The sequence below is a fragment of the Pseudomonas sp. PvP025 genome (genome assembly GCF_017832155.1).
In the GTDB taxonomy this organism is placed as follows: Bacteria; Pseudomonadota; Gammaproteobacteria; order Pseudomonadales; family Pseudomonadaceae; genus Aquipseudomonas.
Map to the genome: position 1 here is coordinate 574,657 of NZ_JAFIBJ010000001.1, position 25,161 is coordinate 599,817.

Annotated in this window: 23 protein-coding genes; 13 read left to right on the forward strand and 10 right to left on the reverse strand. The window is 60.7% G+C overall.

All coding sequences use genetic code 11. The annotated features are described in order from the left end of the window. Positions 1-56: 56 nt before the first annotated feature. The 3 genes from JOE32_RS02440 to JOE32_RS02450 all read right to left on the reverse strand — a co-directional run bounded on the left by JOE32_RS02440 (position 57) and on the right by JOE32_RS02450 (position 904). Positions 57-302, reverse strand: a complete 246-nt coding sequence (locus JOE32_RS02440; RefSeq protein WP_209981097.1) for a hypothetical protein — start codon at positions 300-302, stop codon at positions 57-59. Then, complete coding sequence (locus JOE32_RS02445; protein ID WP_209981099.1) at positions 299-556, reverse strand: DUF6555 family protein; 258 nt, start codon at positions 554-556, stop codon at positions 299-301. Before JOE32_RS02445 ends, JOE32_RS02440 begins: the two co-directional genes overlap by 4 nt. 66 nt (positions 557-622) lie before the next feature. After that, a complete protein-coding gene (locus JOE32_RS02450; RefSeq protein ID WP_209981101.1) occupies positions 623-904 on the reverse strand; it encodes a hypothetical protein in 282 nt (93 codons plus the stop codon). Positions 905-1,110: 206 nt separating this feature from the next. Between JOE32_RS02450 and JOE32_RS02455 the strand changes: the two genes are divergently transcribed. The 9 genes from JOE32_RS02455 (at position 1,111) to JOE32_RS02495 (ending at position 8,930) form a co-directional block, all read left to right on the forward strand. Further along, a complete protein-coding gene (locus JOE32_RS02455) occupies positions 1,111-1,812 on the forward strand; it encodes a glycosyltransferase family 2 protein (protein WP_209981102.1) in 702 nt (233 codons plus the stop codon). A gap of 2 nt (positions 1,813-1,814) precedes the next feature. Beyond that, positions 1,815-2,063, forward strand: a complete 249-nt coding sequence (locus JOE32_RS02460) for a hypothetical protein (RefSeq protein WP_003235658.1) — start codon at positions 1,815-1,817, stop codon at positions 2,061-2,063. Positions 2,064-2,299: 236 nt separating this feature from the next. Further along, positions 2,300-3,190, forward strand: a complete 891-nt coding sequence (locus JOE32_RS02465) for an amidohydrolase family protein (protein WP_209981104.1) — start codon at positions 2,300-2,302, stop codon at positions 3,188-3,190. Between the two features lie 34 nt (positions 3,191-3,224). Beyond that, positions 3,225-4,193, forward strand: a complete 969-nt coding sequence (locus JOE32_RS02470) for an alpha/beta hydrolase (protein ID WP_209981106.1) — start codon at positions 3,225-3,227, stop codon at positions 4,191-4,193. Positions 4,194-4,536: 343 nt separating this feature from the next. Further along, positions 4,537-5,466, forward strand: a complete 930-nt coding sequence (locus JOE32_RS02475; protein WP_245228929.1) for a GlxA family transcriptional regulator — start codon at positions 4,537-4,539, stop codon at positions 5,464-5,466. Between the two features lie 208 nt (positions 5,467-5,674). After that, positions 5,675-6,364 (forward strand): ABC transporter permease, encoded by a 690-nt coding sequence (locus tag JOE32_RS02480; protein WP_209981111.1) that lies wholly within the window; start codon positions 5,675-5,677, stop codon positions 6,362-6,364. After that, a complete protein-coding gene (locus tag JOE32_RS02485; RefSeq protein ID WP_209981113.1) occupies positions 6,361-7,332 on the forward strand; it encodes an ABC transporter ATP-binding protein in 972 nt (323 codons plus the stop codon). Before JOE32_RS02480 ends, JOE32_RS02485 begins: the two co-directional genes overlap by 4 nt. A gap of 2 nt (positions 7,333-7,334) precedes the next feature. Next, positions 7,335-8,003, forward strand: a complete 669-nt coding sequence (locus JOE32_RS02490; RefSeq protein WP_209981115.1) for an ABC transporter permease — start codon at positions 7,335-7,337, stop codon at positions 8,001-8,003. A gap of 39 nt (positions 8,004-8,042) precedes the next feature. Next, positions 8,043-8,930 (forward strand): glycine betaine ABC transporter substrate-binding protein, encoded by an 888-nt coding sequence (locus JOE32_RS02495; RefSeq protein ID WP_231421785.1) that lies wholly within the window; start codon positions 8,043-8,045, stop codon positions 8,928-8,930. Between the two features lie 114 nt (positions 8,931-9,044). On the opposite strand, the gene JOE32_RS02500 is transcribed toward JOE32_RS02495, so the two are convergent. Beyond that, positions 9,045-9,281, reverse strand: coding sequence for a hypothetical protein (locus tag JOE32_RS02500; protein ID WP_245228931.1), 237 nt, complete (start codon positions 9,279-9,281; stop codon positions 9,045-9,047). A 189-nt stretch (positions 9,282-9,470) separates the two neighbouring features. Between JOE32_RS02500 and JOE32_RS02505 the strand changes: the two genes are divergently transcribed. Continuing rightward, positions 9,471-9,620 (forward strand): hypothetical protein, encoded by a 150-nt coding sequence (locus tag JOE32_RS02505; protein WP_209981120.1) that lies wholly within the window; start codon positions 9,471-9,473, stop codon positions 9,618-9,620. A gap of 74 nt (positions 9,621-9,694) precedes the next feature. Here JOE32_RS02505 and JOE32_RS02510 read toward each other — a convergent pair whose 3' ends face one another. Then, entirely contained in the window at positions 9,695-9,970 is a 276-nt protein-coding gene (locus tag JOE32_RS02510) for a hypothetical protein (RefSeq protein WP_209981122.1), read from the reverse strand. 78 nt (positions 9,971-10,048) lie between these two features. Between JOE32_RS02510 and JOE32_RS02515 the strand changes: the two genes are divergently transcribed. Together JOE32_RS02515 and JOE32_RS02520 are read left to right on the forward strand one after the other, a co-directional pair. Next, positions 10,049-11,770: a ShlB/FhaC/HecB family hemolysin secretion/activation protein gene (locus tag JOE32_RS02515; protein WP_209981124.1), complete on the forward strand. Its 1,722-nt coding sequence runs from the start codon at positions 10,049-10,051 to the stop codon at positions 11,768-11,770. 45 nt (positions 11,771-11,815) lie between these two features. Then, positions 11,816-17,290: a YDG domain-containing protein gene (locus JOE32_RS02520; RefSeq protein WP_209981126.1), complete on the forward strand. Its 5,475-nt coding sequence runs from the start codon at positions 11,816-11,818 to the stop codon at positions 17,288-17,290. Between the two features lie 109 nt (positions 17,291-17,399). On the opposite strand, the gene JOE32_RS02525 is transcribed toward JOE32_RS02520, so the two are convergent. After that, positions 17,400-18,284 carry a LysR substrate-binding domain-containing protein gene (locus JOE32_RS02525; RefSeq protein WP_209981128.1) on the reverse strand — a complete coding sequence of 295 codons (885 nt, stop codon included), beginning with the start codon at positions 18,282-18,284 and terminating at the stop codon, positions 17,400-17,402. Between the two features lie 148 nt (positions 18,285-18,432). Here JOE32_RS02525 and JOE32_RS02530 point away from each other — a divergent pair, with 148 nt between their 5' ends. Continuing rightward, a complete protein-coding gene (locus JOE32_RS02530) occupies positions 18,433-21,462 on the forward strand; it encodes an FAD-binding and (Fe-S)-binding domain-containing protein (protein ID WP_209990269.1) in 3,030 nt (1,009 codons plus the stop codon). On the opposite strand, the gene JOE32_RS02535 is transcribed toward JOE32_RS02530, so the two are convergent. The 4 genes from JOE32_RS02535 to JOE32_RS02550 all read right to left on the reverse strand — a co-directional run bounded on the left by JOE32_RS02535 (position 21,452) and on the right by JOE32_RS02550 (position 24,789). Beyond that, on the reverse strand, positions 21,452-22,321 hold the full coding sequence (locus JOE32_RS02535; protein ID WP_209981131.1) for an oxaloacetate decarboxylase: 870 nt from the start codon (positions 22,319-22,321) through the stop codon (positions 21,452-21,454). The genes JOE32_RS02530 and JOE32_RS02535 overlap by 11 nt on opposite strands. Before the next feature lie 128 nt (positions 22,322-22,449). Further along, a complete protein-coding gene (locus tag JOE32_RS02540; RefSeq protein WP_209981133.1) occupies positions 22,450-22,761 on the reverse strand; it encodes a hypothetical protein in 312 nt (103 codons plus the stop codon). Positions 22,762-23,002: 241 nt separating this feature from the next. Beyond that, a complete protein-coding gene (locus JOE32_RS02545; RefSeq protein ID WP_209981135.1) occupies positions 23,003-24,064 on the reverse strand; it encodes an ATP-binding protein in 1,062 nt (353 codons plus the stop codon). Next, complete coding sequence (locus JOE32_RS02550) at positions 24,061-24,789, reverse strand: response regulator (RefSeq protein WP_209981137.1); 729 nt, start codon at positions 24,787-24,789, stop codon at positions 24,061-24,063. The genes JOE32_RS02545 and JOE32_RS02550 overlap by 4 nt, the downstream gene beginning before the upstream one ends. Positions 24,790-25,161 lie beyond the last annotated feature (372 nt).

Consider the following 25,161-nt stretch of genomic DNA (forward strand, 5'->3'; position numbering starts at 1 on the left):
CACTCCCAGGCATCGGCCGGAACCGGTCAAGGTCCCTGTTTGGTGCAAGCTTCGCGCTACGTGCGCATTGCGCGCTGAATGCGCATCCACTCGCGATACGCCGCTGTGCGCTGGGTATCAGCGAGTTTTTTCGCTTCGGTAAAACGTGCCCAGGTGAGCGGATCGCCGCTGTAGGACTCGATCAACTGGTACGCCAGGGCGTCCAGTCGGTCGGCTTCGAAGAACAGGGCGGTGTTCTGCGCGATCTCGTCATCCCAGGTATGGCTGGGGCTGGTGCTGCGATTGAGTGTCTGACTGTTCATGATGTAACGCTCTGTGCCCAATTAATCTCGGTAGCGCTGCTCCACTGCACATCAGTGATGCCGTATTTCTCGGCCGTGGGGCGGGAGACACGCTTGAGGTTCTGCTGACCAAACCTGGGTATCACAGCCACCCCTGCATCGCAGCTTGCCCAATGCCAGGCTTCGGCATTGTTCATCTGCGATGCCCGCACGATGAAGGACTTGGGGTCACCGTGCAGCTGGTAGTAAATAGTGAATAAATCGTTGCGTTTCATGAGACCTCCCTATGCTCATGAGTAACAGATGATTGACCTCACAGAAGATTCAAAATAACTGAGACGTCAATCGTCCACGGTGAAGGTGACAAAGCCTGGCCCGTCATTTGGCCGTTCAATCTCGACGATCACACCACCCACGGTGGTGCCATCAGGCAGGTTGACGGTCACATGGTTGGGGTGACCCGGCCACTGCAGCGGCGTTTGGAAACTCAGGCGCACGATGGTCGGTTTACCACTGCCGGTCATCTGGATATCAACCGACTCATTCAGGCGTTCAACGGCCTCGGTGCCCAGGTGGCGCGACGCGGTGATAACGCTGGCAGGACCTTGATAGTCGTAAGACATGCGGAGTTACCTCAGGTGATAGGGGCAATCTTGCCAAGCGGTAGAGCCCGCGGCGCGGGCGATCGTTCAATGCAAATATCGTAGTGTGCATCCTGTTGGCATCCATGTACGACCTGGCAAGACTGCGCACCCGCACGTTCAAAACTCTTTAAACCTTCTGCTCACGCACAGTGTCGATTGCTCAGGACACGTCGGAGGGAATGTAAATGATAGGGATCGTGATACCTGCCCATAACGAAGAGCACTATATCGGCGAATGCCTCGACTCCGTGTTGCGCGCCACCGAGCATCCGGCCCTCAAGGGTCAGACGCTGGAGATTCTGGTGGTGCTGGACGACTGCTCGGATGGCACGCCCGCGCAGGTGTCGGCAAAGCAGGTAGAGCGCCTGGACGTGTGCTTTCGCAATGTCGGCAAGGCCAGGGCCACAGGCGCCGAGCAGCTCTTGAAGCGCGGCGCGCGCTGGCTGGCCTTTACGGATGCCGACACGGTGGTGCCGCCGGACTGGCTGGCACGCCAGATCGGCTTTGGGGCCGACGCGGTGTGCGGCACCGTCGACGTGGATGGCTGGAGTGAACACGACGAAGCCGTGCGCTCGCGGTACATGGCGCTGTACCAGTTCATCGAAAACCATCGCCATATCCACGGCGCCAACATCGGCCTGAGCGCCGAGGCCTATCTGACGGCCGGCGGCTTTCAGCACCTGGCTGCCCACGAGGATGTGCGCCTGGTGGCAGATCTTGAACGGACCGGTGCACGCATCGTCTGGACCGCCACCAACCCGGTGATCACCAGCGCACGTCGCGACTACAAGTGTCGCGGAGGGTTTGGCGAATACCTGGCCACGCTGGTGCCCGGCCTTGGCGTCGACGCGTGTCCGGGAGCGAGCGCTGCGCTCGGGGTGGAGTAGAAGTGGATCTGGTTGACTGGGTGCAATGGCCCGCCATGGCCGTGACCGTGCTTTCGGCCTGGTTCATCGGTTCGCAACGCCCGCGCCGACGCATGCTCGCGTTCTGGGGCTTCATCCTCAGCAACACGCTGTGGGTGGCTTGGGGCTGGCATACCAATGCCTACGGCTTGATCGTGCTCGAATGCGTTCTGCTGGGCATGAACGCGCGGGGCTTCACAAAGAACCTGCGCGCGCAGCGCAATGCCGGATGATCTTGATCAGCGATTTTGCACTTGTCTTTATTTCGTATCGACGCAAAACCCGCAAATCAATATCACACGGAAGATAGGGCTGACGGGTTCTTTGAGTCCTACGCCGACAAAGTGGACGGGTGACGCGGGTAGGCATGCCTTGCATGGCGAGAATCTGATAAGCCCCGTCGAATTGCCGGGAGCGGCCAGGCACCTCCCACGATTATTGTTCCTGCACCTTTGCAGGAACGATCATCATGCAGCCGCCGCTCCCAAGCATCGTCAGTCGATTCGATAATCACGTTCACTTCTACTCGTCAGCCGATCTTCAGCGCGTGTCAGGCTCGTTGCCCTACAGCTTGCCGGCACCGCATCCGCTGACGGCGTACCTGGACCGGCTGATCGATGCCGGCACGCTCCCCGCCGTCATCAACAATGTTCACCTGAGCATCCTGCCGGACTCGCACAACGTGTTCGCCTCATTCGATGAGCTGAAGGCGCTTAAGGCTGCCGACCCCCGGCGGTATGGCGGTGTAAGGCTGGTCGGCACGATCAAGGCGCACCCGGTCTACGCAACCCACGCGCGCCTCGCTCATCCGCAGGTTATTGGCGCGCGTATCGTGCTGCACGATGCGCCGCCTGAAAGCATTCATGGGACACGCTTTTGCACCGCGCACTGGTTGGCGTTCTACGCTCGGTTGCTGCCGCACCAGCACGTGCATATTTATGCAAAGGAAGCCGCGACCACTCTGTGCGTGTTACGTCAGGTGCCGCAAGTCGTGCGGGTCATCATCGATCACCTGGGCAGTTGCCACGGCGAACGTGGCGCGATGGAGCCTGCCTATCTTGCGCTGCTCACTGAAGCGCGACGGCGCGGTACGGTGTGGTTCAAGGGGCCGGGTTATCGAACCTCGACCAACCCGCAGACGGCTGCCCAATTCGTCACGCAGATTGTGCGCACCGTCGGTGCCGACAAGCTGCTGCTGCAAGCCAGCGATGCGCCGCACGTGGGAGTCGACGAAAACGGTGTGCCCTATGCCCACGGTCTTGACGTGGCCAGTGCCTTTGAGTTTGTCGACGCCGTTGCGCGGCACGTAGGTGAGGCGACCCGCCTGCCGGTCAGTCAGTTGCTGCGAGGCACTTGCTGAGCCACTCCTTTTCACCGTCCGGGGATACCCAGTAATGAACAGCATCCGTAGCAAGGAAATGACCTTCGCCGTCCACTATGGCGATGCAACGTTAAACCTCAAGGGCTGGGTGTTCGAGCCCGATTCGGCTTCGTCCACCTCATTGCCACCGGTGGTCTTCAACTCGGGCTTCACCGGCGGCGTCAGCATGTACGGCCAGTTGTTCGGGCGTGCGCTGGCGGCGCGGGGTTACCGCGTGATGACCTATGACGTGGCGGGCTTTTTTTCCAATAAATACGTACGCAACACGCTCAAGGCCGAGGGCATGGAAATCACCCGGGTGATACTCGAAGACCAGCGTGACGAAGTCCTCGGCGCCGTTGCCTGGGTACGTGAGACCTTCGGTGAAATGCCGGTGGTGGCGTCCTGGGCGCTGGGCGCGGTGGCAAGCCTTGGCGCCGTGGCTGAACTCGCGGCAGCCGGGGACGAGCAGATCCGCTTCTGGGTGCCGATGAACTACACCGGCACCCGTCAACTGCAAGCCTTGCGCACCGACAGTCAAGCGGCCGATGCGGCGATCCAGCAGTTGCCGGATGACGCACCGATTCCGCCGTTCGATATCGGTACCCAATCAACCCGCCTGGGCTTTTATCCGCTGGACCCCGAAACCCAGGCCTACGTGGACCAGCAGTTGGGCAGCTATACCGAGGCGGGCGGTGCTGATCGCTGGCCGGGTTGCAGCCACGTGACGGCAAAGTCCTACAAAGCCTGTGTCGCCTATGACCCGGAGCGCGGTATCGAAGGCGCAGCAGGCTTTGCGCCTGCATTGATTATCCACGGCGCCGACAATACCCTGCACAGGCCGTCCGAATCCGAGCGGCTGTATCGACACTATCCCGGTGATGCCGGCGCGGGCGTGCTGCTAATCGCGCAGATGCAGCACGGCCAGCAGAATCAGGCGGACAATCCGCTGTTCCAGAGCATGATCCACAGCATCGATGAGGCGATTCGTACGCGCGGCTGAATAGGCCGTCAATCCTCAGGGTCTGCAAATGTGGTGAGCGGGCTTGCCCTAATGCCGTTCAGTTAAGGAAATTTTGTGGGCTTATTGTGGCGAGCGGGCTTGCCCCGCGTTGGGGTGCGCAGCGCCCCCAATCAAGCAAAACGCGGTGTACCTGATACGGCTCAGCGCCTGGCTTTGGGGCTGCTGCGCAACCCAACGCAGGACAAGCCTGCTCGCCACAGGGAATCTGCGCTTAACTGAGCGGCATTAGGGCTCGCCACGGGTCTGGTTTAAACACGTTTCCCCAGGTGGGCGCCCACACGAGAATTCGGCGATGACGACTCCCAGGCACATTGGTTTGCTCATGCTTCCCCAGTTCTCGATGATGGCGCTTGCCGGCGCCAGCGAGCCGCTGCGGGCGGCGAATCGGCTTCGCGGCACACGGTTGTATGAGTGGACGCTGCTGAGTGAAACCGGTGGGCCGGTGTGCTCCAGCAGTGGCCTGGAACTGCAGACGGTGGCGATCGAACACGCCCCCGCGCTGGACCGCGTGTTCGTGCTGGCCAGCCTGGATATCGAGACACAGAAACCGCCGAAGATGCTGCGCTATCTGCAACGCGCGGCGGCCCGGGGCATAACGGTAGGCGCCTTGAGCACGGGCACTTTCATTCTTGCCCGCGCCGGTTTGCTCGATGGAAAACGCTGCACCCTGCACTGGGAATGCATCGGCCAGTTTGCCGAGGAATTTCCCCTCATCGAAGTGACCCGCGACCTCTACGTCAACCATGACAATCGCTGGACCTGCGCCGGTGGCACGGCGGCCATCGACCTGATGCTGGCGCAGATAGCGCTGGATTTCGGCAACCCGCTGGCGGCAGGCGTCGCCGAACAATTTTTGCATGCCCGAATCAGGGCGCCCGAAGAACACCAGCGCATGTCGATCCAGTGGCGTTTCGGGGTTCACGACCGGCGGCTCACGGCGGCGATTGCCGCGATGGAAAACAACCTGGAGCACCTGGTTGGCATCGAGGTGATCGCCGAGCGCTGCAACCTGTCCCATCGTCAGTTGGAGCGCCTGTGGCAACAGCACTTCGGCAAGACCCCGAAAAAATTCTACCTGGAACTGCGGCTTAACGAAGCGCGCCGCCTGCTGCGTGAGAGCGCCCAGCCTATCGCCCATATCGCCCACTGTTGCGGCTTCGTTTCAGCCTCGCACCTGGGCGATGTCTACCGGCGCACATGGGGCTGCACGCCCGGCGAGGAACGGCGGAAATTTGATGAAACCCATTCCTGATATCAGGGCATGACCCGGCAGCGCTAATCTTTTGCCACCTCGTCATACGGGCGCTGGCGCACTCGGAAACGTCGATTTTTTGATATAGCTCGTCGGGGATACAGCGCAGGTACCGTGCGCTGACGGGGTAAGGTTCGTGGCAGGTTCAGCGCGCCTTTCGGCGCTGTGCCAATCACAACAACAATGACCTGAAGAAGGCCCTGCAACCATGGAAACCTTGCGCTTCATTCTGGACAATCACGGCCTGATCAGCTTTCTGCTGGGGCAGCACCTGTTCATCGTCGCGCTTGCCGTCGGTCTGGCGATCCTCACCGGTGTGCCCGTCGGCATCGCGATCTCCCAGCACGCCGGCTTGCGTCGCTGGGTGCTGGCCTTCGCCGCCGTGCTGATGACCATTCCTTCGGCCGCATTGTTCGGGCTGATGATCCCCGTGCTGTCCCTGGTGGGCTACGGAATCGGTGTCGTACCGGCGGTCATTGCGCTGTTTCTGTATTCGCAGCTGCCGATCATCCGCAATACCAGCACTGCGATTTCCAACATCGACCCGGCCTTGCGCGAAGCGGCCATCGGCATGGGCATGTCCGCCTGGCAGCGCCTGCGCAAGGTCGAACTGCCGCTGGCGGTGCCGCTGATCATGGCGGGCGTCAGGATGGCCACGGTGATCAATATCGGCATCGCAGCCATCGCTGCCTACATCGGCGCCGGCGGCCTGGGCAGTCTGATCATTCGCGGTATCACGCAAACCGATACGCGACAATTGCTGGCCGGTGCCCTGGTCATCAGCGTGATCGCCATCGCGGCCGACTATGCGCTGTACGCCCTGCAGCGGCTGCTGACACCCCGCGGCCTGAACACCAGCACGCTGATAGCCGGTCGACTGAAAGAGGCTACGACATGATCCAGATCGAACACTTGAACAAGACCTTTGGCGCCATCACTGCGGTAGAAGACGTCTCGTTGAGCGTCGCCGAGGGGCAGATCTGCATCCTGCTAGGCCCGTCGGGCTGCGGCAAAACCACCACCCTGAAGATGATCAACCGGCTGATTGCGCCTACCTCCGGCACCATCAGGATTGCCGGGCGCGATACCGCCGAACTGGACAGCGTCACCCTCAAACGCTCCATCGGCTATGTGATTCAACAGGTCGGTCTGTTCCCCAACATGACCGTCGAGGACAACATCTGCGTGGTGCCTAATCTGCTCGGGTGGGACAAGAGCAAAAGCCGCAGGCGCGCCGCTGAGCTGCTGGAAGTAGTGGCACTGGACCCGGCGACGTTTCTCAAGCGCTACCCCTGTGAACTTTCGGGCGGCCAGCAGCAGCGGGTTGGTGTGGCCCGTGCCCTGGCGGCCGACCCGCCGGTGATGTTGATGGACGAGCCGTTCGGCGCCATCGACCCGATCAATCGCGAAGTGATCCAGGACGAGTTCATGCGCATCCAGCGCCAGGTCGGCAAGACCGTGCTGTTTGTCAGCCACGATATCGACGAGGCCATGAAGATGGCCGATTGTGTCGCGTTATTCCATGACGGCAGGATCGAACAGTTCGGCACCCCGGACGATCTACTGGCCCGGCCTGTCAGCGAGTTCGTCGCCAGCTTCATGGGCGGTGACCGCATCATGAAGCGCCTGCGCCTGATGCGCTCGGTGGATGTGGCCAGCCAGGTGCCGCCTCGGCAGGGCGGTTCTTCCTCCGCGCAACTGGTGGTCAAGCCTGGGGATGACCTGCGTCAGGTGTTTTCGCAATTGCTGGGGTGCGGTCAGGACTGGGCGCTGTGCAATGACAGTGACGGACGTTTTGTCGGCTACGTGCACCAGGCCGATATCCTGGCGCGGCTGGCGGACCACACGACGCATGGGGTGCACTGACGATGCCTGAGTTCATCAGCCGATTGAGCGCCGGGCTTGAGCTCTATTGGGGCGATATCAGCTACCTGAGCGTTCAGCACCTGCAAATCGTCGCCATCAGCGCGGCACTGGCCTTGCTGGTGGCGCTGCCCCTTGGCGTATGGATGAGCCGCACGGCGAGCCAGCGCCATGCCATGGCGTGCATGCAGCTTCTCAATGTGGGACAGGCCATTCCCAAGCTCGCCCTGCTGGCGCTGGCCATGAGCTTTGTCGGCGTGGGCAGTAGCGCGGCCATCTTCGCCTTGTGGGTGGCAACCTTGCTGCCCGTGGCGGTAAACACCTGCGAAGGTTTGCGCGCGGTGCCCCGGCACGTGATCGAAGCGGCCGAGGCCATGGGCATGACGCCGACGCAAGTGCTGTGGAAAGTCGAGATACCGAATGCGATGAACGTGATCTTCGCCGGTATCCGTACGGCCCTGGCCATCAACGTCGGCACGGCGCCGCTGGCCTTCCTGGTCGGCGGGGGCGGGCTGGGCGAATTGATCTTTACCGGTATCGACCTGAACGATTTCGACATGATGCTGGCCGGTGCCGTGTCCACCGCATTGCTGGCCATCGTGATCGACCTTGCGTGCGGCCTGATCCAGAACCTCAGCGTTTCCCGTGGATTGCGTTTGGCCGGACGCGTTTGAAATCTGTCGACACACAACACTGAAACGAGGTGCAGGATGATGTATCGAGCGTTGGTCAGTCTGATGTTTACGTTGTGTCTGGTGGGCGGTGCCTCCGCCAACAGCACCCTCGTCGTCGGCGGCAAGAAATTTACCGAGCAGCAACTGGTGGCCGAACTTACCACTCAGTTGCTGCGCGCCAATGGCTATCGGGTGGATAAACGCCCGGACCTGGGCTCCTCGATCCTGCGCGCGGCGCAGGAAAACGGCCAGGTCGACGTGTACTGGGAATACACCGGCACTGCGTTGATCGTTCACAATAAGGTCAATGAAAAGCTGGATGCCGAAGCAGCCTACAACAAGGTCAGCGCCCTGGACGCGCAGAAGGGCATCACCTGGTTGAATCCATCCGGCGCCAACAACACCTACGCACTGGCCATGCGCAAGGAGCAGGCGGACAAGGACGGCATTGCCTCGATCAGCGACCTGGCCAGGAATATCGGCGACGGCAAGCTCTACACATTTGCCTCCAATGCCGAATTTTTTTCGCGCTCTGACGGGCTGCGACCGCTGCAACAAACCTATGGGTTCGAGTTCGGGCGTAAAAACGTGATCCGAATGGACGGCGGCCTGACTTACCAGGCCCTGCGTGACAGCCAGACGAACGTGGCGCTGGTGATGTCGACTGATGGACGCATGTCCGCGTTCGGGTTTGTTGCGCTGAAGGACGACAAGGGATTTTTTCCCAGTTACGCACTCACCCCCGTCATCCGCACCGAGGTTCTGAAGGCCAACCCGAAGGTCGGGCAGTTGCTCAACGCACTGTCTTCCACGCTGGATGACGCCACCATTGCCGCGCTTAATGCGCGTATCGAAGTGGGCCGTGAATCCATCGAAAATGTATCCCGGGAATTCCTCCAGCAACGCCAACTGTTCCAGATGAACTGACTAAACGCCGTCTGGAGGCGACCCCCGGCCTCTTTGGCGAGCAGGCTTTTTGTGCAAGCCCGCGCGGGGCTTCACAAAGAACGTGCGCGCGCAGCGCAATGCGGATGATCTTGATCAGCGATTTTGCACGTTCTTTCTGAAGCCGCGCAGGTTCATCAGGCACAGGCATATCTGCAGCACGATCAGCGCGTACGCATGGGCATGCACGCCCCAGATGACCCACAGAATATTGCTCAAGATAAAACAGAAAAATCCTGCCATCCGCCTTGCCGGGCGCTGCGACCCGATCAGCCATGCCGCCATTATGGTGACGGCCATGGCAGGCCATTGCACCCAATCCACATCGCTCAAGCCAGCGTCCTCGTTCTTTATTCCAGTTAAAACACAGAGGGCCGCCTGGGTGAATGATTCAGATTTTTTGCCGACGGTGCCTTGACCGCCTGTCAGCCAGGCAGACTATTTGTTGAACAGGCACAGGTGTGTCCGGGCCAGATAAAACAAGGGCTGACGGCCCGTGTTTGAATTCGCCTGGAGATGATCATGAAAAGACTCTCGATGTGCCTGAGCCTGTGCAGCGTGTTCCTGCTGCACGGGTGCTTTGACAATGCCGACAACACCACCAAAGGCAATACCGATGGAAGCAAGTCGTCGGTGCAGATGCAGGAAGGGAAGGTGGAGGGGGGGAAGTGAGTGGTAGTTGAGCCAATGGCGGGCCGCCTGAAGTGCATGATGGGCGGCAGTCTGTTGCGTGTGACTTTATTGAGTTATCGGTTTTTGATTCCGCAATGACAGTGGAAGAGTTGCTCAGGTTTCAGGCCGAACACTCTCTTCTTATTAGTAAAAGTTTGATTGATCATGTCAGCCAGCTTGGTTTGCGAGGCGCCAGGATTGATTGTCGGACTGTTCATGTTGATGCCTTTTTTGCTTGCGTGATTTCTGACGTTGTTCGTCAGCACGTGTTGGACAAGCACGTGTTGGACAAAGGAGCGAGCTACATTCCAATTGCCAGGAGCCAAAACGACCGCTAATGAAAAATTCATAAAAGCTGCCTGGATAAAATATGAAAATAATCTAGATTAAATGCTCGTGTGTTACGTGTTTTCAACCGGACATTAACAATGCGAACGACGTGCTCATGTGGTGAACGTCCAATAACACGTCTGGTCATAGGCGCCGCTTTTTTCTGTGCTTCAGCGGCTCAAGCCCAGGTTGCGCCGGACGCGGGCCAGCTTCAGCGCCAGATAGACCAGAACCTGCAGAGGCCGGTCGTTGCACCGTCGCCAGCCGCACCGGCGCCCATTTCAGGCGCTGATCACCGCGGGCCCAAGGTTGTTATTCGGCGTGTCGATATTGTCGGCGCCAAACTGATACCGGTTAACGAGCTTGCATCTCAACTCGACCCTTACCTTAATCGTCCTTTGACGTTGGGTGAAGTGCAGACTGCCGCACAACAACTGGTAGGTTACTACCGCGAGCGCGGATGGTTTGTAAGAGTGCAATTGCCTACGCAGGATGTCAGCGACGGTACGCTGCGCATCAACATCGTTGAAGGGCGTTTTGGACGTCTGCAAGTTGCACCCGGTACAGGTCGTGTCCGCAGAGATTTCGTATCCACTCTAGCCGGCCGAGATCTCAATGCTGATGAACCGTACTCTCTGTCACAACTTGAGCGCGGGCTATTGCTGGCCAACGATCTACCTGGAGTTCGGGCTGAAGGTACGCTGCGCCCAGGTCAGGCGCCGGGCACCAGTGATCTGGCGTTGCAGATCAGCGACACGCCTTTATTCGCGGGGCTTGTCGGCGCCAACAACTTTGGCAACCGTTTCACCGGGCGAGGGCAGGGCTTCGGCACCGTCAGGCTCGACAATCCCAGTGGCTTCGGTGATCAATTGCAGATCAGTGGGATTCTTAGTGAGCGACTCGATTATGAGAGCGTTTCCTACAGCGCGCCTGTGGGTTATGACGGCCTGCGCGCCAGCGTCGGCTATGGTCAATTGCATTACCAACTGGGTAAAGAGTTTGCCGATTTGGACGCACGCGGCCAGAGTCGCACCCTGTATGCGGGCCTGAGCTATCCATTGTTGCGCAGCACAGAACGCAATATCACGGTGGGGCTGGACGTCAGCCATGCGCGTCTGGAAGACGATGCCTTTGATGTCACCCTGCGCCGGCGAGATATTCAACTGGCGACGCTCGAACTGCGCGGCGACGCCAGGGATGGTTGGGGCGGTGGCGGTGTCACCGCCGCAAGACTCTCACTGGAGGGCGGGCGCGCCGCGCTGCGGATTGCCGCGGACCGTGATCAGGACGCCCAAAGCGCGGGCGTTGAAGGCGGCTTCGCTGCGCTTGGGGTCGAACTTCGCCGCGATCAGGTACTGGCTCCGGCGCTCTATCTGAGAGGGCGCTTCGCCAGTCAGCTCGCTTTCAATAACCTTGCCTCGTCGCAACAGTTCAGCCTGGGTGGCCCCTACGGCGTGAGGGGGTATCCGGTCAACGAGGGCAGTGGCGACAGTGGTGCCCTGATGCAACTGGAACTGCATAGCCTGCTACCCATGCTGGGTATTGCGAACCTGGATGGTTATGCCTTCTTTGATGCGGGTGTCACACGCCAACATCAGACTCCCTGGCGAGGCTGGGATACTGCAGGTAGCGGCCGTAACACCTATCCCCTTTATGCCAGCGGCGTCGGTCTTGCCTGGACCCATGCGCGTGGTTTCGCCATCAATGGGATATTCGCGGTGCCGCTGGGCAACAATCCCGGTGGTACCCGCAGCGATCAAGACCAGGATGGTGGCTCGACCGGACCGCGTGTCTGGCTCACCGCCAGTCAAAGCTTCTAAGTTCATTGACTTACAACTGCTCAGACTTTTGCGCGGGACATAACCATGAAACGACAAGCCCCCCTTGCAACTCCCTGGCCTGCGGCGTCACGTGCACTGAACTGCGAACCTGCGGCGTGGTTGAGGTGGACTTTCAGGGTTAACGTCCCCTATCGAAAACCAGCGTTTCATTCAGTGCACCTGGCGATGGTGGTAAGCCTGTTGATGGTGTCCACACCTGGCGTGGCGCTTGAGCCCGGCGCACTACCAACGGGCGGGAAGGTCGTCGGCGGCCAGGCATCACTTCATCAGCAGGGCAATCAGCTGGTTGTCGAGCAGCATTCCGACCGTGCCATCCTTGACTGGCAATCCTTCGACATAGGTCAGAACGCAAGTGTGCGCTTCAACCAGCCAGGCGCGAATGCGACAGCCCTTAATCGCGTCACGGGCGGCGGTGGTCAATCGCTGATTCAGGGCAGCCTTTCCGCTAATGGCAGGGTGTATCTGGTCAACGGCGCAGGCGTACTCTTCGGCCCCAGCGCCCAAGTGAACACGGGAGGTCTGGTCGCCTCGACGCTGGATATTGCCAACGAGGACTTCCTGGCCGGGCGGGACCGATTCGTGCTCACAGACCAGAGCAAGGGCGAGGTTGTCAACCAAGGTCACATCAGCGCCAGAAATGGCACCGTAGCACTGCTGGGGCGAACCGTCGGCAACATCGGCAGTATATCGGCCGATAACGGCAACGTTGTGCTCGCGGGCGGTCAGGAAGTCAGCTTCGCGGCGGGTGCCGACGGCCATCTGCAGATTGCCGTCAGTGCGTCTGAGTTGCAGTCCAGCATCCGTAACGGCGGTGCAATCTACGCTGATGGTGGGCAGATCGTACTCAATGCTCAGGGCGCCAACGCGCTCGCCTCGGCAGTGGTGAGCAATACTGGCACGCTGCAGGCTCACACGGTGGCGGAACACGAGGGCAAGATTCTGCTATTGGCCGATCTGGAGCACGGTGGGCGTGCCGAGGTGGCCGGCACTCTGGATGCCAGCGCCATCAACGGTGGCAACGGCGGTTTCGTCGAAACGAGTGGTGCACAGGTACAGATAGCACCGGCGACTCGAGTCACTACTCAGGCGCCCAAGGGACGGACCGGCAAGTGGCTTGTCGACCCCACCGATTTCACCGTATCGGCGGGTGGCCAAGCTCAAACCACCAGCGGCATTGGTGCAGACACTCTCGTCTCCAATCTGGCCAGCACCAATATTCTTCTGCAAACTGACGCTCAAGGCAGCGAGCCTGGAGATCTGAATATCCAGGCGCCAATCAGCTGGAATGCCGCGACTACCCTGAGCCTGCTTACGTTGCGCGACCTGAATATCAATGCGCCCATCAGCGCCGTCAATGGCGGCCTGACACTGAGCATAGCGCGCAACGTTAACGTCAACGCCGCGATTGATGTGGGAACCTTTAACTTCCTGGGGGGAACCTGGACTCAAAACAGTGCAAACCCACCTACATTTCAGGCCCATGACTTTCGCTTGAATGGCGGCTCCTTCCTGCGCGCGAACGGGGGGGATGGAAGTTCAAGCAACCCTTACCTGCTCACCGACGTTTATGGTGTGCAGGGGATGCAAGGGTTCCTGAGCAGCCACTTCAAACTGGCCAATGATATCCAGGCTGTAGGTACCCAGAACTGGAACTGTGATTCCTCTTGCAGTGGATTTGTGCCTATCGGCAACTTCGATCGACCTTTCACAGGCTCTTTGGACGGTGGCGGTCACCTGATCGATAAGCTTCAGGTCTCGGTCCATGCCTCCTCGCAAAGCACCAACGCTGAGGCCGGGCTGTTTGGCACTTTAGGAAGCGGGGCTCATGTTACCCACTTGGGCCTTACTGACGGTTTTTTCTCGGCTTCCGGTGGCAATGATAATTTTGCTGGTAGCCTCGCCGCGCGCAATTTGGGGAGTATCGACAGCAGTTATTCCACGGGTTCCGTTACAACTGGCGACGCCAACGCGGATCAAAATATCGCTGGAGGATTGGTAGGCAATAACACCTCCACAACGGTGAACGGTACCGCGCAAGGGGGCACTATCAGCGGCAGCTACTCCACGGCGTCAGTCATCGCGTCCGAGGGCAAAACGTCTGCATTCGCGGGAGGTTTAGTCGGTACCAATGTCCAGGGAACCCTCTATCAAAGTTACGCCGTGGGATCTGCGTCCGCCAGTGACGGTATCGATTCGAACTATGCCGGCGGGTTGGTCGCAAGCAATATCGGTACAGTGCAGCAAAGTTACGCCTTGGGCAGCGCAACAGCCTTACGGGGTAATCGGACCTTCGTTGGCGGTTTGCTCGGGCAGCACAGTGGCAATGCCATCACCGACTCCTTCTACGCGACCACCGATAGCTCAGGTGCGGGCATTAATAATGCGAGCAATTACAACAGCTTTGGCATCGGTAAGAGCCGGAGCGAGCTGACCACGCTCAGCACTTTCCAGAACTGGGACATCGATGCTACGGGCGGGACCGGGAGGGCTTGGCGCCTATACGAGGGGCAGACGACGCCGTTGCTGCGCAGCTTTCTCAAACCAGTGAATGCAACGGTGAACGATAATGGCCGGGTCTACGACGGGAGCACTGCAACGGTAAGTGGAAATGGCTTTACGCTATCAGCTAGCAGTGCCCAGGTCCTGGGCACGCCGATCTATGCTAGCACCTCTGCCCGTAATGCCGGCGCCTACGCCCTGAGCATGAGTGGCCTCTACTCCGATCAGCTCGGCTACGACATCAGTTACGTCCAGGGGACATACACCATCTCCCAACGCGCGATTGGCGGTGCATTCACCGCTGACGATAAGGTCTACGACGGCACGACTAGCGCCACTGTGCATGGCGGTCTCGACAGCAACACTGTCGTGGCGGGTGATGACTTGAACGTCACCACCAGCGGTCTTTTTGCCGACAAAAACGTCGGTCAAGGCAAAGCCGTCAGCGTCTTCGGCAGTCTGACCGGAGCCGATGCGGGCAACTATCAATTTACTGCCCCGAGTAATGTTGTCGCGGCCATCACGCCAAGGACGATTGGCGGTGCCTTCACCGCCGACAACAAGGTCTACGACGGCACCACCACTGCCACAGTGCATGGCGGTCTCGACAGCAACACAGTCGTGGCGGGTGATGACTTGAGCGTTACCACCAACGGCCTTTTTGCCGATAAGAACGTCGGTCAAGGCAAAGCCGTCAGCGTCTTCGGCAGCCTGACCGGAGCCGATGCAGACAACTATCAATTTACTGCCCCGAGTAATGTTGTCGCGGCCATCACGCCAAGGACGATTGGCGGTGCATTCACCGCCGACAACAAGGTCTACGACGGCACGACTAGCGCCACTGTACATGGCGGTCTCGACAGCAACACAGTCGTGGCGGGTGATGACTTGAACGTCACCACCAGCGGTCTTTTTGCCGACAAGAACGTCGGCCAAGGCAAGGCGGTCAGCGTCTTCGGCAGCCTGACCGGAGCCGATGCGGGCAACTATCAATTTACTGCCCCGAGTAATGTTGTCGCGGCCATCACGCCAAGGACGATTGGCGGTGCATTCACCGCCGACAACAAGGTCTACGACGGCACGACTAGCGCCACTGTGCATGGCGGTCTCGACAGCAACACAGTCGTGGCGGGTGATGACTTGAGCGTCACCACCAGCGGTCTTTTTGCCGACAAGAACGTCGGCCAAGGCAAAGCGGTCAGCGTCTTCGGCAGCCTGACCGGAGCCGATGCGGGCAACTATCAATTTACTGCCCCGAGTAATGTTGTCGCGGCCATCACCCCAAGGACGATTGGCGGTGCCTTCACCGCCGACAACAAGGTCTACGACGGCACCACCACTGCCACAGTGCATGGCGGTCTCGACAGCAACACAGTCGTGGCGGGTGATGACTTGAGCGTCACCACCAACGGCCTTTTTGCCGATAAAAACGTCGGTCAAGGCAAAGCCGTCAGCGTCTTCGGCAGTCTGACCGGAGCCGATGCGGGCAACTATCAATTTATCGCTCCGAGTAACGGCAGCGTTGTCGCGGCCATCACGCCAAGGACGATTGGCGGTGCCTTCACCGCTGACAACAAGGTCTACGACGGCACGACTAGCGCCACTGTGCATGGCGGTCTCGACAGCAACACAGTCGTGGCGGGTGATGACTTGAGCGTTACCACCAACGGCCTTTTTGCCGATAAGAACGTCGGTCAAGGCAAAGCCGTCAGCGTCTTCGGCAGCCTGACCGGAGCCGATGCGGGCAACTATCAATTTATCGCTCCGAGTAATGTTGTCGCGGCCATCACCCCAAGGACGATTGGCGGTGCCTTCACCGCCGACAACAAGGTCTACGACGGCACCACCACTGCCACAGTGCATGGCGGTCTCGACAGCAACACAGTCGTGGCGGGTGATGACTTGAGCGTCACCACCAACGGCCTTTTTGCCGACAAGAACGTCGGTCAAGGCAAAGCCGTCAGCGTCTTCGGCAGCCTGACCGGAGCCGATGCAGGCAACTATCAATTTACTGCCCCGAGTAGTGTTGTCGCGGCCATCACCCCAAGGACGATTGGCGGTGCCTTCACCGCCGACAACAAGGTCTACGACGGCACCACCACTGCCACAGTGCATGGCGGTCTCGACAGCAACACAGTCGTGGCGGGTGATGACTTGAGCGTCACCACCAACGGCCTTTTTGCCGATAAAAACGTCGGTCAAGGCAAAGCCGTCAGCGTCCTCGGCAGTCTGACCGGAGCCGATGCAGGCAACTATCAATTTACTGCCCCGAGTAATGTTGTCGCGGCCATCACCCCAAGGACGATTGGCGGTGCCTTCACCGCCGACAACAAGGTCTACGACGGCACGACTATCGCCACTGTGCATGGCGGTCTCGACAGCAACACAGTCGTGGCGGGTGATGACTTGAGCGTTACCACCAACGGCCTTTTTGCCGATAAGAACGTCGGTCAAGGCAAAGCCGTCAGCGTCTTCGGCAGCCTGACCGGAGCCGATGCGGGCAACTATCAATTTGTCGCTCCGAGTAATGGCAGCATCGTCGCTTCAATACTTCCGGCTACCTTGAAGATAACGGCGAACGACCAGGTTGTGCCTTGGAGCGGTCGCCCCTATTCGGGAGGTAACGGCGTCCGTTATGCCGGATTCGTGGCAGGCGAAGATGCAAACGAACTCGCTGGTCTGCCCCTGCGCTATGCAGGCTCCGCCCAAAACGCTGTTGCAGCGGGAACTTATTCTATTGCACCGCTGGGGCCACTAACGTTCGGCAACTATATTATTGGTTACGAGAATGGGAGCTTGCGGATCACATCAGTTCCCGTTTTACCGAACTTGATACCTCCTCCAGCAGGCGAAATTGAGCGTGGTTTGAGTCACTCCCAGAGGGTCGAGTATTTGGGGGTCGAGGCGGTGCCACTGCGGGGGGATGACGACTTAAGGAGTGGTCGTTACAGACTGCCACTTAACTTCACTCCTGGTGGTTTCATCCACGCGGGCAATTAACCCCGAGCTGCGCAGTTCATAGCGCGTTTCGACATTATCGGCGGGAGCCGCTAACGACACATGGAGTTGCAGGGCTGGCTTAAAAATGCCTGAAGGGCTGCGGCCTCACTCACAGTTGCTCCAACAGCCAGGTGCGAAACGCAATCAACGAAGGCAGCCTTTCATTGCGCGGCGGATAAACCAGGTAATAACTGCGCTGACTGGCGAAGGGCTGCCCCAGGCTGATCAATTCGCCCTTGGCCAGTTCGTCGCTCACCAGGATACGCGGCACCAGGCCGATGCCGATGCCTGCGCGCACGGCCTGGATCAGGTGCGATGTCAGCTCAAAGCTCGGCCCCAGGCGCATCAGGCGATGGGGCAGGCCGTGATGGCTGAACCACTCGCCCCAGACGCTGGCATTGTTTGCCACATTCAACAGCATCTGCTGCGCCAGGTGCTGCGCTTGCCAGTCTTTATGGGCCAGGGCGGCTTCGGGCGACATGATCACCAGCAGTTCTTCCATGTGCAGCCGATGGCTGATCAGCCCTGGCAGATCGGCACTGCCCACGACGATGGCGGCATCGATGCCGCTGGTTTCGAAGTCGATGGCGTCGATCCGCGAATGGATGTGCACCAGCATGCCGGGGTGGCTTTTGTAAAAATCATGCAGGCGCGGCAACAGCCACTTTGAGCCAAAGGTCGGCAAGGTGGCCAGGCGCAGGGTGCCGCTGCCCGATTGGTAGGCCAGGGCCTGCAACGTGGCGCTGCGGATCAGGCCGAGCGCATGGCTCATCTCGCGCTGATACAGCCTGCCCACGTCGGTCAACTGGACGTGCCGGCCTTCGCGGCGAAACAGCGTCAGGCCCAGTTGCTGCTCCAGTGCCTGAACCTGTCGGCTCACGGCGCTCTGGGTCAGGGACAGCTCCACGGCCGCGCGGGTGTAGCTTTCGTGCCGCGCAGCGGCTTCAAACGCCAGCAGCAGCGACATCGAAGGGGTGAGGTGACGGTAATTCATTCGTAAAAGTCATCGATAGCGGCAGGATTATGCGTTTGTAGTGCGTCGTAACCTGCAGGATCATGGACCAAACCAACGACCTGAGGCTGACCTATTAATGCCCAGGCGACAAGTATTTCGACTTTCCGTGACCAGAGACCTGCCCGCGATGATCGCCCCGTTGCCTACCGCTGCACCTGCGCCGCATTACCCGGAGTTTCTGCAGGTCTTGCAGGCCAGCGGCTTTCGCGGCCAGCTCAGTGCCGACTACGCCACCCGCACCGTGTTGGCCACCGATAACTCGATCTATCAGCGCCTGCCCCAAGCGGCCGTATTTCCCCTGGACGCCGACGATATTGCGCGCATCGCCACCCTGATGGCCGAACCGCGCTTTCGCCAGATCAAACTGACCCCGCGCGGCGGTGGCACTGGCACCAACGGCCAGTCGCTGACCGATGGCATCGTGGTCGACCTGTCGCGCCACATGAACGCGATTCTTGAGATCAACGTGGCCGAGCGCTGGGTGCGGGTGCAGGCAGGCGTGGTCAAGGACCAGCTCAATGCCGCGCTCAAGCCCCACGGGCTGTTCTTCGCCCCGGAGCTGTCGACCTCCAACCGCGCCACCGTGGGCGGCATGATCAACACCGACGCCAGCGGCCAGGGCAGTTGCACCTACGGCAAGACCCGCGACCATGTCCTTGAACTGCACAGTGTGTTGCTCGGCGGCGAGCACCTGCATAGCCGGCCGCTGTCCGACAGCGAGCTTGACGCGGCGTGCGCGCAGGGCGGGCGTATCGGTGAGGTGTACCGTACCGCGCGGCAGATCCATGATACTCAGGCCGAACTGATCGCCTTGGTGTTCCCCACGCTCAATCGCTGCCTCACCGGTTACGACCTGGCGCACCTGCGTGACGAGCAGGGGCGTTTCAACCTCAACAGTGTGCTGTGCGGCGCCGAAGGCTCGCTCGGCTACGTGGTCGAGGCCCGGCTCAATGTGCTGCCGATTCCGCGCTATTCGGTGTTGGTCAATGTGCGCTACGCCAGCTTCATGGACGCGCTGCGCGACGCCAACGCCTTGCTTGCGCACGCGCCGCTGTCCATCGAGACCGTGGATTCCAGGGTGCTGCAGCTGGCTATGAAGGACATTGTCTGGCACAGCGTCGCCGAGTATTTCCCCACCGAGGCCGTGCGCCCGACGCTGGGCATCAACCTGGTGGAATTCAGCGGCGACGATGTGGCGCAGGTCAACGCACGGGTGGCGGCCTTTGTCGCGCACTTGCAGAGCGACGCCACCCTCGAACGGCTGGGCCACACCCTGGCCGAAGGCGCCGAAGCGGTGACCCGCGTCTACGCCATGCGCAAACGCTCGGTGGGGCTACTGGGTAATGTCGACGGTGAGATTCGCCCGCAGCCCTTTGTCGAAGACACTGCCGTGCCGCCGGAGCGTCTGGCCGATTACATCACCGAGTTTCGCGCCTTGCTCGACAGCTATGGCCTGGCCTATGGCATGTTCGGCCATGTCGACGCCGGCGTGCTGCACGTACGGCCGGCGCTGGACATGAAAGACCCGGCCCAGGCCGCCCTGGTCAAACCAATCTCCGACGCCGTGGCCGCCCTGACCCAGCGTTACGGCGGGCTGCTGTGGGGCGAGCACGGCAAGGGTTTGCGCTCCGAATACGTGCCTGCATTCTTCGGCGAACTGTACCCGGCGTTGCAAGCGCTCAAGGGCGCCTTTGACCCGCACAACCAGCTCAACCCTGGCAAGATCTGCACGCCGCCAGATGCCGCCCAGGGGTTGCTCAAGGTTGACGAAGTGACGCTGCGCGGCGACCTCGATCGGCACATCGACGAACGCGTGTGGCAGAGCTTCGGCACCGCCATGCATTGCAACGGCAACGGCGCCTGCTACAACTACGACCCCGATGACGCCATGTGCCCCTCGTGGAAGGCCACCCGCGAACGCCAGCATTCGCCCAAGGGCAGGGCGTCGCTGATCCGCGAGTGGTTGCGTCTGCAGGGCGCAGCCAATATCGACGTACTGGCCGTGGCCCGTGGCCGACTGGCCTGGTTGGGCGGGTTACCGACGAGGCTGCGCAACAACCTGGCGCGCTCGCGCGGTAAGGCGGACTTTTCCCATGAGGTGTATGACGCCATGGCGGGCTGCCTGGCGTGTAAATCCTGCGCGGGCCAGTGCCCGATCAAGGTCAATGTGCCGGAGTTTCGCTCGCGGTTCCTGGAGCTGTATCACGGTCGCTATCAACGTCCGTTGCGCGACTACCTGATCGGCTCGCTGGAGTTCAGCATTCCCTACCTGGCTTACGCGCCGGGCCTTTACAACGCGGTCATGGGCGCCGGTTGGATGAGTCGCCTGCTGGCGCGCCATGTCGGCATGCTCGACAGCCCGCTGATCCACCGCCACGACCTGCAGGCCACGCTCAACGCGTGCAAGGTCAAGGTTGCCAGCGTGCCGACCCTGCGCGAGCTGACGCCTGCGCAACGCGAGCGCAGCGTGGTGCTGGTGCAGGATGCATTCACCCGTTACTTCGAAACACCGTTGCTGGCGCACTTTATCCAACTGGCTCATCAGTTGGGCTATCGGGTGTTTCTGGCGCCCTATAGCGCCAATGGCAAACCCTTGCATGTGCAGGGCTTCCTCGGCGCCTTCGCGAAAGCGGCGATTCGCAATGCCACGCAACTCAAGGCGCTGGCCGACTGCGGCGTGCCGCTGGTGGGGCTGGATCCGGCGATGACGCTGGTGTATCGCCAGGAGTACCGCAAGGTGCCGGGGATTGGCGAATGCCCGACGGTGCTGCTGCCTCAGGAATGGCTGGTCGACGCGCTGCCGGAGCGCGCGACCCACCGCTCGCAGACCTTCCGGCTGCTGGCGCACTGCACCGAAAAGACCAACGCCCCGGCAAGTACCGCGCAGTGGCAAGCCGTGTTTGCCCGATTGGGGCTCACGCTGGTCAGCGAGGCGAGTGGCTGCTGCGGGATGTCCGGCACTTACGGGCATGAGGCCCGCAATCAGCACACGTCGAAGACCATTTTCGAGCAGTCATGGGCGGGCAAGCTGGACCGGCCCGGTGAGGCGCTGGCCACCGGGTATTCCTGCCGCAGTCAGGTCAAGCGTCAAGCCGGCAAGCACCTGCGCCACCCGTTGCAAGTGGTGCTGGAGCATGCCGTCAGCCTTACTCTTTGACGTCCATGAACTCTTCGGCCCACGCCATGTAGCTGGCCGGCAACGTGTAGGTGTGCGTGAGTTCGGTGGCGCTGAGGTTGGAGGTGCGGTGGGTCAGTTGGCGCTGCGCGCGCAGGCTGTCGTAGGTGGCCTTGATGGCCGCAAAGTAGGCGCCATGGCCGGCCACCACCACGCGCACACCGAGGCTGGCCAGGCGTGCTGCGTCGTTGAGCTTGGGGTTGGCGTAGGTCACCAGCATCAGCGGCACGCTGAGGTTCTCGGCGATCTGCTCCAGGTGCTCGAAGTCCTTGACGCCGACCATGCAGATGCCGTCGGCACCGGCCTTTTCGTAGGCCCTGGTGCGCTTGATCACGTCCTCGGTGGGCAGCACGCCGGCGTTGGTGCGCGCGATGATCGACAGCGCGGGATCGACCCGAGCCTCGAGGGCTGCCCTGACCTTGCCGATGCCTTCGTCGATGGAAATCAGATCGGTGGATTTGCGCCCGAATTGCGCGGGCAGCAGGGTGTCTTCGATGGTCAGTGCGGCCACGCCGGCGCGTTCGAGTTCTTCGACGGTGCGCATCACGTTCAGGGCATTGCCGTAACCGTGATCGGCATCGGCGATAAAGGGCAGTTGGGCGACGCGACCGATGCGCGTGGCCTGTTCGACGAACTCGCTGAGGGTAATCAGCGCGAAATCGGGCGCCGCCAGCACCTGCAACGAGGCGACCGAGCCGCCCAGGATGCCGACCTCGAAACCCAGGTCGGCCGCAATGCGTGCGGACATCGGGTCGAATACAGAAGCTGTTTCGACGCACTGGGGGGCGGCAAGCAACTCACGAAAATTGCAGCGAAGCGCTGAGTGGGAAATTTTTGGCATGATCTTTCCTGGTTCTGGCCATCGTCTAATGCACGATCAATGCCTGTTTATAAACCAGCGAGCCTACCACGCAGATGAAATCAGCGTTATGACGTTTAAGAATGGGCCATGCGCCAGGCACATAACCCTCAAGGGCAGGCATAGCGATGCCTGGCGGTCCTGAGCAGGTCGCGCAGTTTATCGGCCTGCAACGCCAGCGTCATTTGCCGCTCGTCAATCACGATTTCGGCGACGATCAACGCAAGGATCAACGGCGCGGTCACCATCCAGTGCGCATAGAACTCGGTGATCAAGGAGAAGAACACCCCCAGAATCCACAGTCCCAGGACCCATTTTGGTGCGCGCTGCTGCAAGGGCACCCACAGCCGCTGCCACTTTTTCAACCGGGTGGTGTGCAGTCTCAGTGAGTCTTCAAGCTTGGACAGATACGTGTTCGACATAAGAGTAGGCCACTGCGTACAGGATGAAGGTTGTTAAACGGTTCGGGCTCTGCCGGGCAACGGTCTGCCCAGCCAGCTCAGGTTGATCTCATGGACGGCGACCCAGTCCCCGTTGGCAGGCTGGGCGGTACAGCGTTTGAATGCGATACACACGCCCTGGTTATCCAGTAAAGCGAAGTCCCGGTAGTCGGGGGTAGAGCTGAACAGCCAGGCAAAGACGCGCATCGCGGTATCCGATTGATCAAATGGGCCAGCTGAATTCGAACAGAGTGCCGCCGTTTTCCATGCGTCGGCAGCTCACCGCACCGCCGTGGGCGAGGGCAATCGCGCGCACCACCGCCAGGCCCAGGCCGCTGCCGCCCTGGGCCCGGGAGCGCGAGTTTTCGCCGCGCTGGAAAGCTTCGAACAGGTGCACGGCAAATTCGGCGTCGATGCCGGGGCCGTCATCGCGCACCCGCAGATAATGGATCGCGTCGCGCGTGCTCAGGTGGATGTTGACGTTACCCGGCGTGGCGTGGCGGCGGATATTGTCCAGCAGGGCGAGCAAGGCCTGGCGGATCCGCCCGGGATCGCAGCGCATCAAACGGCGTTGCAGGTCCAGGTGCAGCACAAACCCGGCGGCCGTGAGGCTCGGTTCGAACAGCCGCACATCGTCCTCGATCCCGGCAGCGAGGTCGGCGTTCTGCAGGTGCAGTTCCAGGTAGCCGCTGTCGGCCAGCCCGACCACCCGCAGGTCTTCGATCAGCCGCGTCAGCCCTTCGACCTGACCCAGCAGGCTGTAGAACTGCGCGTTGTCCGGTTCGAACACGCCTTCGGCCAGGCCTTGCAGGCGTCCGCGCAGGATGGTCAGGGGCGTACGCAGTTCGTGGGCAATCGCCGCGTTCCAGAACGCCTGCTCCTGGGCCATGCGTTTAAGGCGCTGAGCCATGCTGTTGAAGTCATCCACCAGAATCGCCGCCTCGCCGATGGGGTGTTCACCCGCCACGGCTTGCGCTTCCAGGTCACCGTCGGCCAGTTTGCGCAGGTTCTCGGCGACCGAGTTCAAGGGCATCAGAATCCGGCGCGACAACTTCAACGCCACCACCGCGCCCACGGCCAGGCCCACCAGGGTGATCAGCCCCATCCAGGCCCATTCGATATTGGACGGCATCCACGTGTCCACGTCTTCTTCGGACAGCGGCCAATAGGCCCACAACAGCGAATAGAACACGTAGGAGCCGATCACGGCGAGGGCGATGACGCACAGCACCACGGCCGACATCGACACAATGATCTGGCGGCTCAAACCGTTGAGGATTTTCACGTCACACTCCCAAACCGGTAACCCACGCCCCGGATACTTTCGGGCACGCCTTGCAGGCCGAGGTCTTCGATCTTGCGGCGCAACTTGCTGATGTGGCTGTCCACCGTGCGTTCCAGGCTGTCGCTTTCCGGCGAGCACAGCGCCAGGAGCTCGGCGCGGCTGAACACGCGCTTGGGCGCTTTGGCCAGTTGCGCGAGCAACTTGAATTCGGTGGCGGTGAGCAGCAGCGTTAATGCCTCACCCGCTCTGCGCACCGTGACTTCGTGGCTTTCGATATCGATCTCGAACGCATCCACGCGCAGCACGCTGCTGGCCGACACGTATTGATAGTCGGTGGTGCGGCGCAGCACGGCCTGGGTGCGCGCCACCACTTCGGCCGGATTGAACGGTTTGACGATGTAGTCGTCGGCGCCGATGCGCAGGCCCATCAGCTTGTCCAGGTCCTGGTCCTGCGCGGTCAGCATGATCACCGGCGTATTGCCGCGATGGCGTACTTCGGCGAGCACCTTCCAGCCGTCCACATGGGGCATGAGCACATCGAGCAGCAGCAGGTCCGGCTTGAGCGTCTGATGCAGCTCCAGCGCGCGCCGGCCGTCCAGCGCATGGGCGGTGCGAAACCCGGCGCGCTTGAGGTAGGCGATGAGGATGTCGGCGATTTCGGGTTCGTCTTCGGCGATCAGTACCAGCGCCTGGGTTTCCCGGGGGCTGTTGGGCAGGTCATTCATGGCGGGCTCGGTGTTGTGGTTGCCGTGGGGCTGGGGGGATTGTGCGTAATTACCATGCGCTTTTGTGGGAGGGTTTGTGGAGAAATGATGGAGAGGGGGATATTGCCAAAAATGTTACGGATTTGGAGGCATTTGATGGGGGAATATCCGTTGCTGCGAGGATGGCTGCTATGGATTCCGCCCTTACGGCGGCCCACGGATTCAAGCCTGCGTTCGGCCAGCGTGGTTGACGGGGCGCCCACGATCAAAAGCCAAGCCAAAGCAGATCAAAAGCAGTGTGATATCCATCAGACCAATGGAGATCAAAATGTGGGAGGGGGCGTGCTCCCGATGGCAGTGGGTCAGCTACACATAAGCTGACCCACCCTCATC

What these genes read in the sequence shown, in the direction of transcription:
- JOE32_RS02485 (WP_209981113.1), top strand. Translation starts at nt 6,361, where the DNA reads ATGATCCAGATCGAACACTTGAACAAGACCTTTGGCGCCATCACTGCG.
- JOE32_RS02445 (WP_209981099.1), bottom strand. Translation starts at nt 556, where the DNA reads ATGAAACGCAACGATTTATTCACTATTTACTACCAGCTGCACGGTGAC.
- JOE32_RS02470 (WP_209981106.1), top strand. Translation starts at nt 3,225, where the DNA reads ATGAACAGCATCCGTAGCAAGGAAATGACCTTCGCCGTCCACTATGGC.
- JOE32_RS02475 (WP_245228929.1), top strand. Translation starts at nt 4,537, where the DNA reads ATGCTTCCCCAGTTCTCGATGATGGCGCTTGCCGGCGCCAGCGAGCCG.
- JOE32_RS02455 (WP_209981102.1), top strand. Translation starts at nt 1,111, where the DNA reads ATGATAGGGATCGTGATACCTGCCCATAACGAAGAGCACTATATCGGC.
- JOE32_RS02520 (WP_209981126.1), top strand. Translation starts at nt 11,816, where the DNA reads ATGAAACGACAAGCCCCCCTTGCAACTCCCTGGCCTGCGGCGTCACGT.
- JOE32_RS02525 (WP_209981128.1), bottom strand. Translation starts at nt 18,284, where the DNA reads ATGAATTACCGTCACCTCACCCCTTCGATGTCGCTGCTGCTGGCGTTT.
- JOE32_RS02535 (WP_209981131.1), bottom strand. Translation starts at nt 22,321, where the DNA reads ATGCCAAAAATTTCCCACTCAGCGCTTCGCTGCAATTTTCGTGAGTTG.
- JOE32_RS02550 (WP_209981137.1), bottom strand. Translation starts at nt 24,789, where the DNA reads ATGAATGACCTGCCCAACAGCCCCCGGGAAACCCAGGCGCTGGTACTG.
- JOE32_RS02540 (WP_209981133.1), bottom strand. Translation starts at nt 22,761, where the DNA reads ATGTCGAACACGTATCTGTCCAAGCTTGAAGACTCACTGAGACTGCAC.
- JOE32_RS02510 (WP_209981122.1), bottom strand. Translation starts at nt 9,970, where the DNA reads ATGAATTTTTCATTAGCGGTCGTTTTGGCTCCTGGCAATTGGAATGTA.
- JOE32_RS02490 (WP_209981115.1), top strand. Translation starts at nt 7,335, where the DNA reads ATGCCTGAGTTCATCAGCCGATTGAGCGCCGGGCTTGAGCTCTATTGG.
- JOE32_RS02530 (WP_209990269.1), top strand. Translation starts at nt 18,433, where the DNA reads ATGATCGCCCCGTTGCCTACCGCTGCACCTGCGCCGCATTACCCGGAG.
- JOE32_RS02450 (WP_209981101.1), bottom strand. Translation starts at nt 904, where the DNA reads ATGTCTTACGACTATCAAGGTCCTGCCAGCGTTATCACCGCGTCGCGC.
- JOE32_RS02480 (WP_209981111.1), top strand. Translation starts at nt 5,675, where the DNA reads ATGGAAACCTTGCGCTTCATTCTGGACAATCACGGCCTGATCAGCTTT.
- JOE32_RS02505 (WP_209981120.1), top strand. Translation starts at nt 9,471, where the DNA reads ATGAAAAGACTCTCGATGTGCCTGAGCCTGTGCAGCGTGTTCCTGCTG.
- JOE32_RS02515 (WP_209981124.1), top strand. Translation starts at nt 10,049, where the DNA reads ATGCGAACGACGTGCTCATGTGGTGAACGTCCAATAACACGTCTGGTC.
- JOE32_RS02495 (WP_231421785.1), top strand. Translation starts at nt 8,043, where the DNA reads ATGTATCGAGCGTTGGTCAGTCTGATGTTTACGTTGTGTCTGGTGGGC.
- JOE32_RS02440 (WP_209981097.1), bottom strand. Translation starts at nt 302, where the DNA reads ATGAACAGTCAGACACTCAATCGCAGCACCAGCCCCAGCCATACCTGG.
- JOE32_RS02465 (WP_209981104.1), top strand. Translation starts at nt 2,300, where the DNA reads ATGCAGCCGCCGCTCCCAAGCATCGTCAGTCGATTCGATAATCACGTT.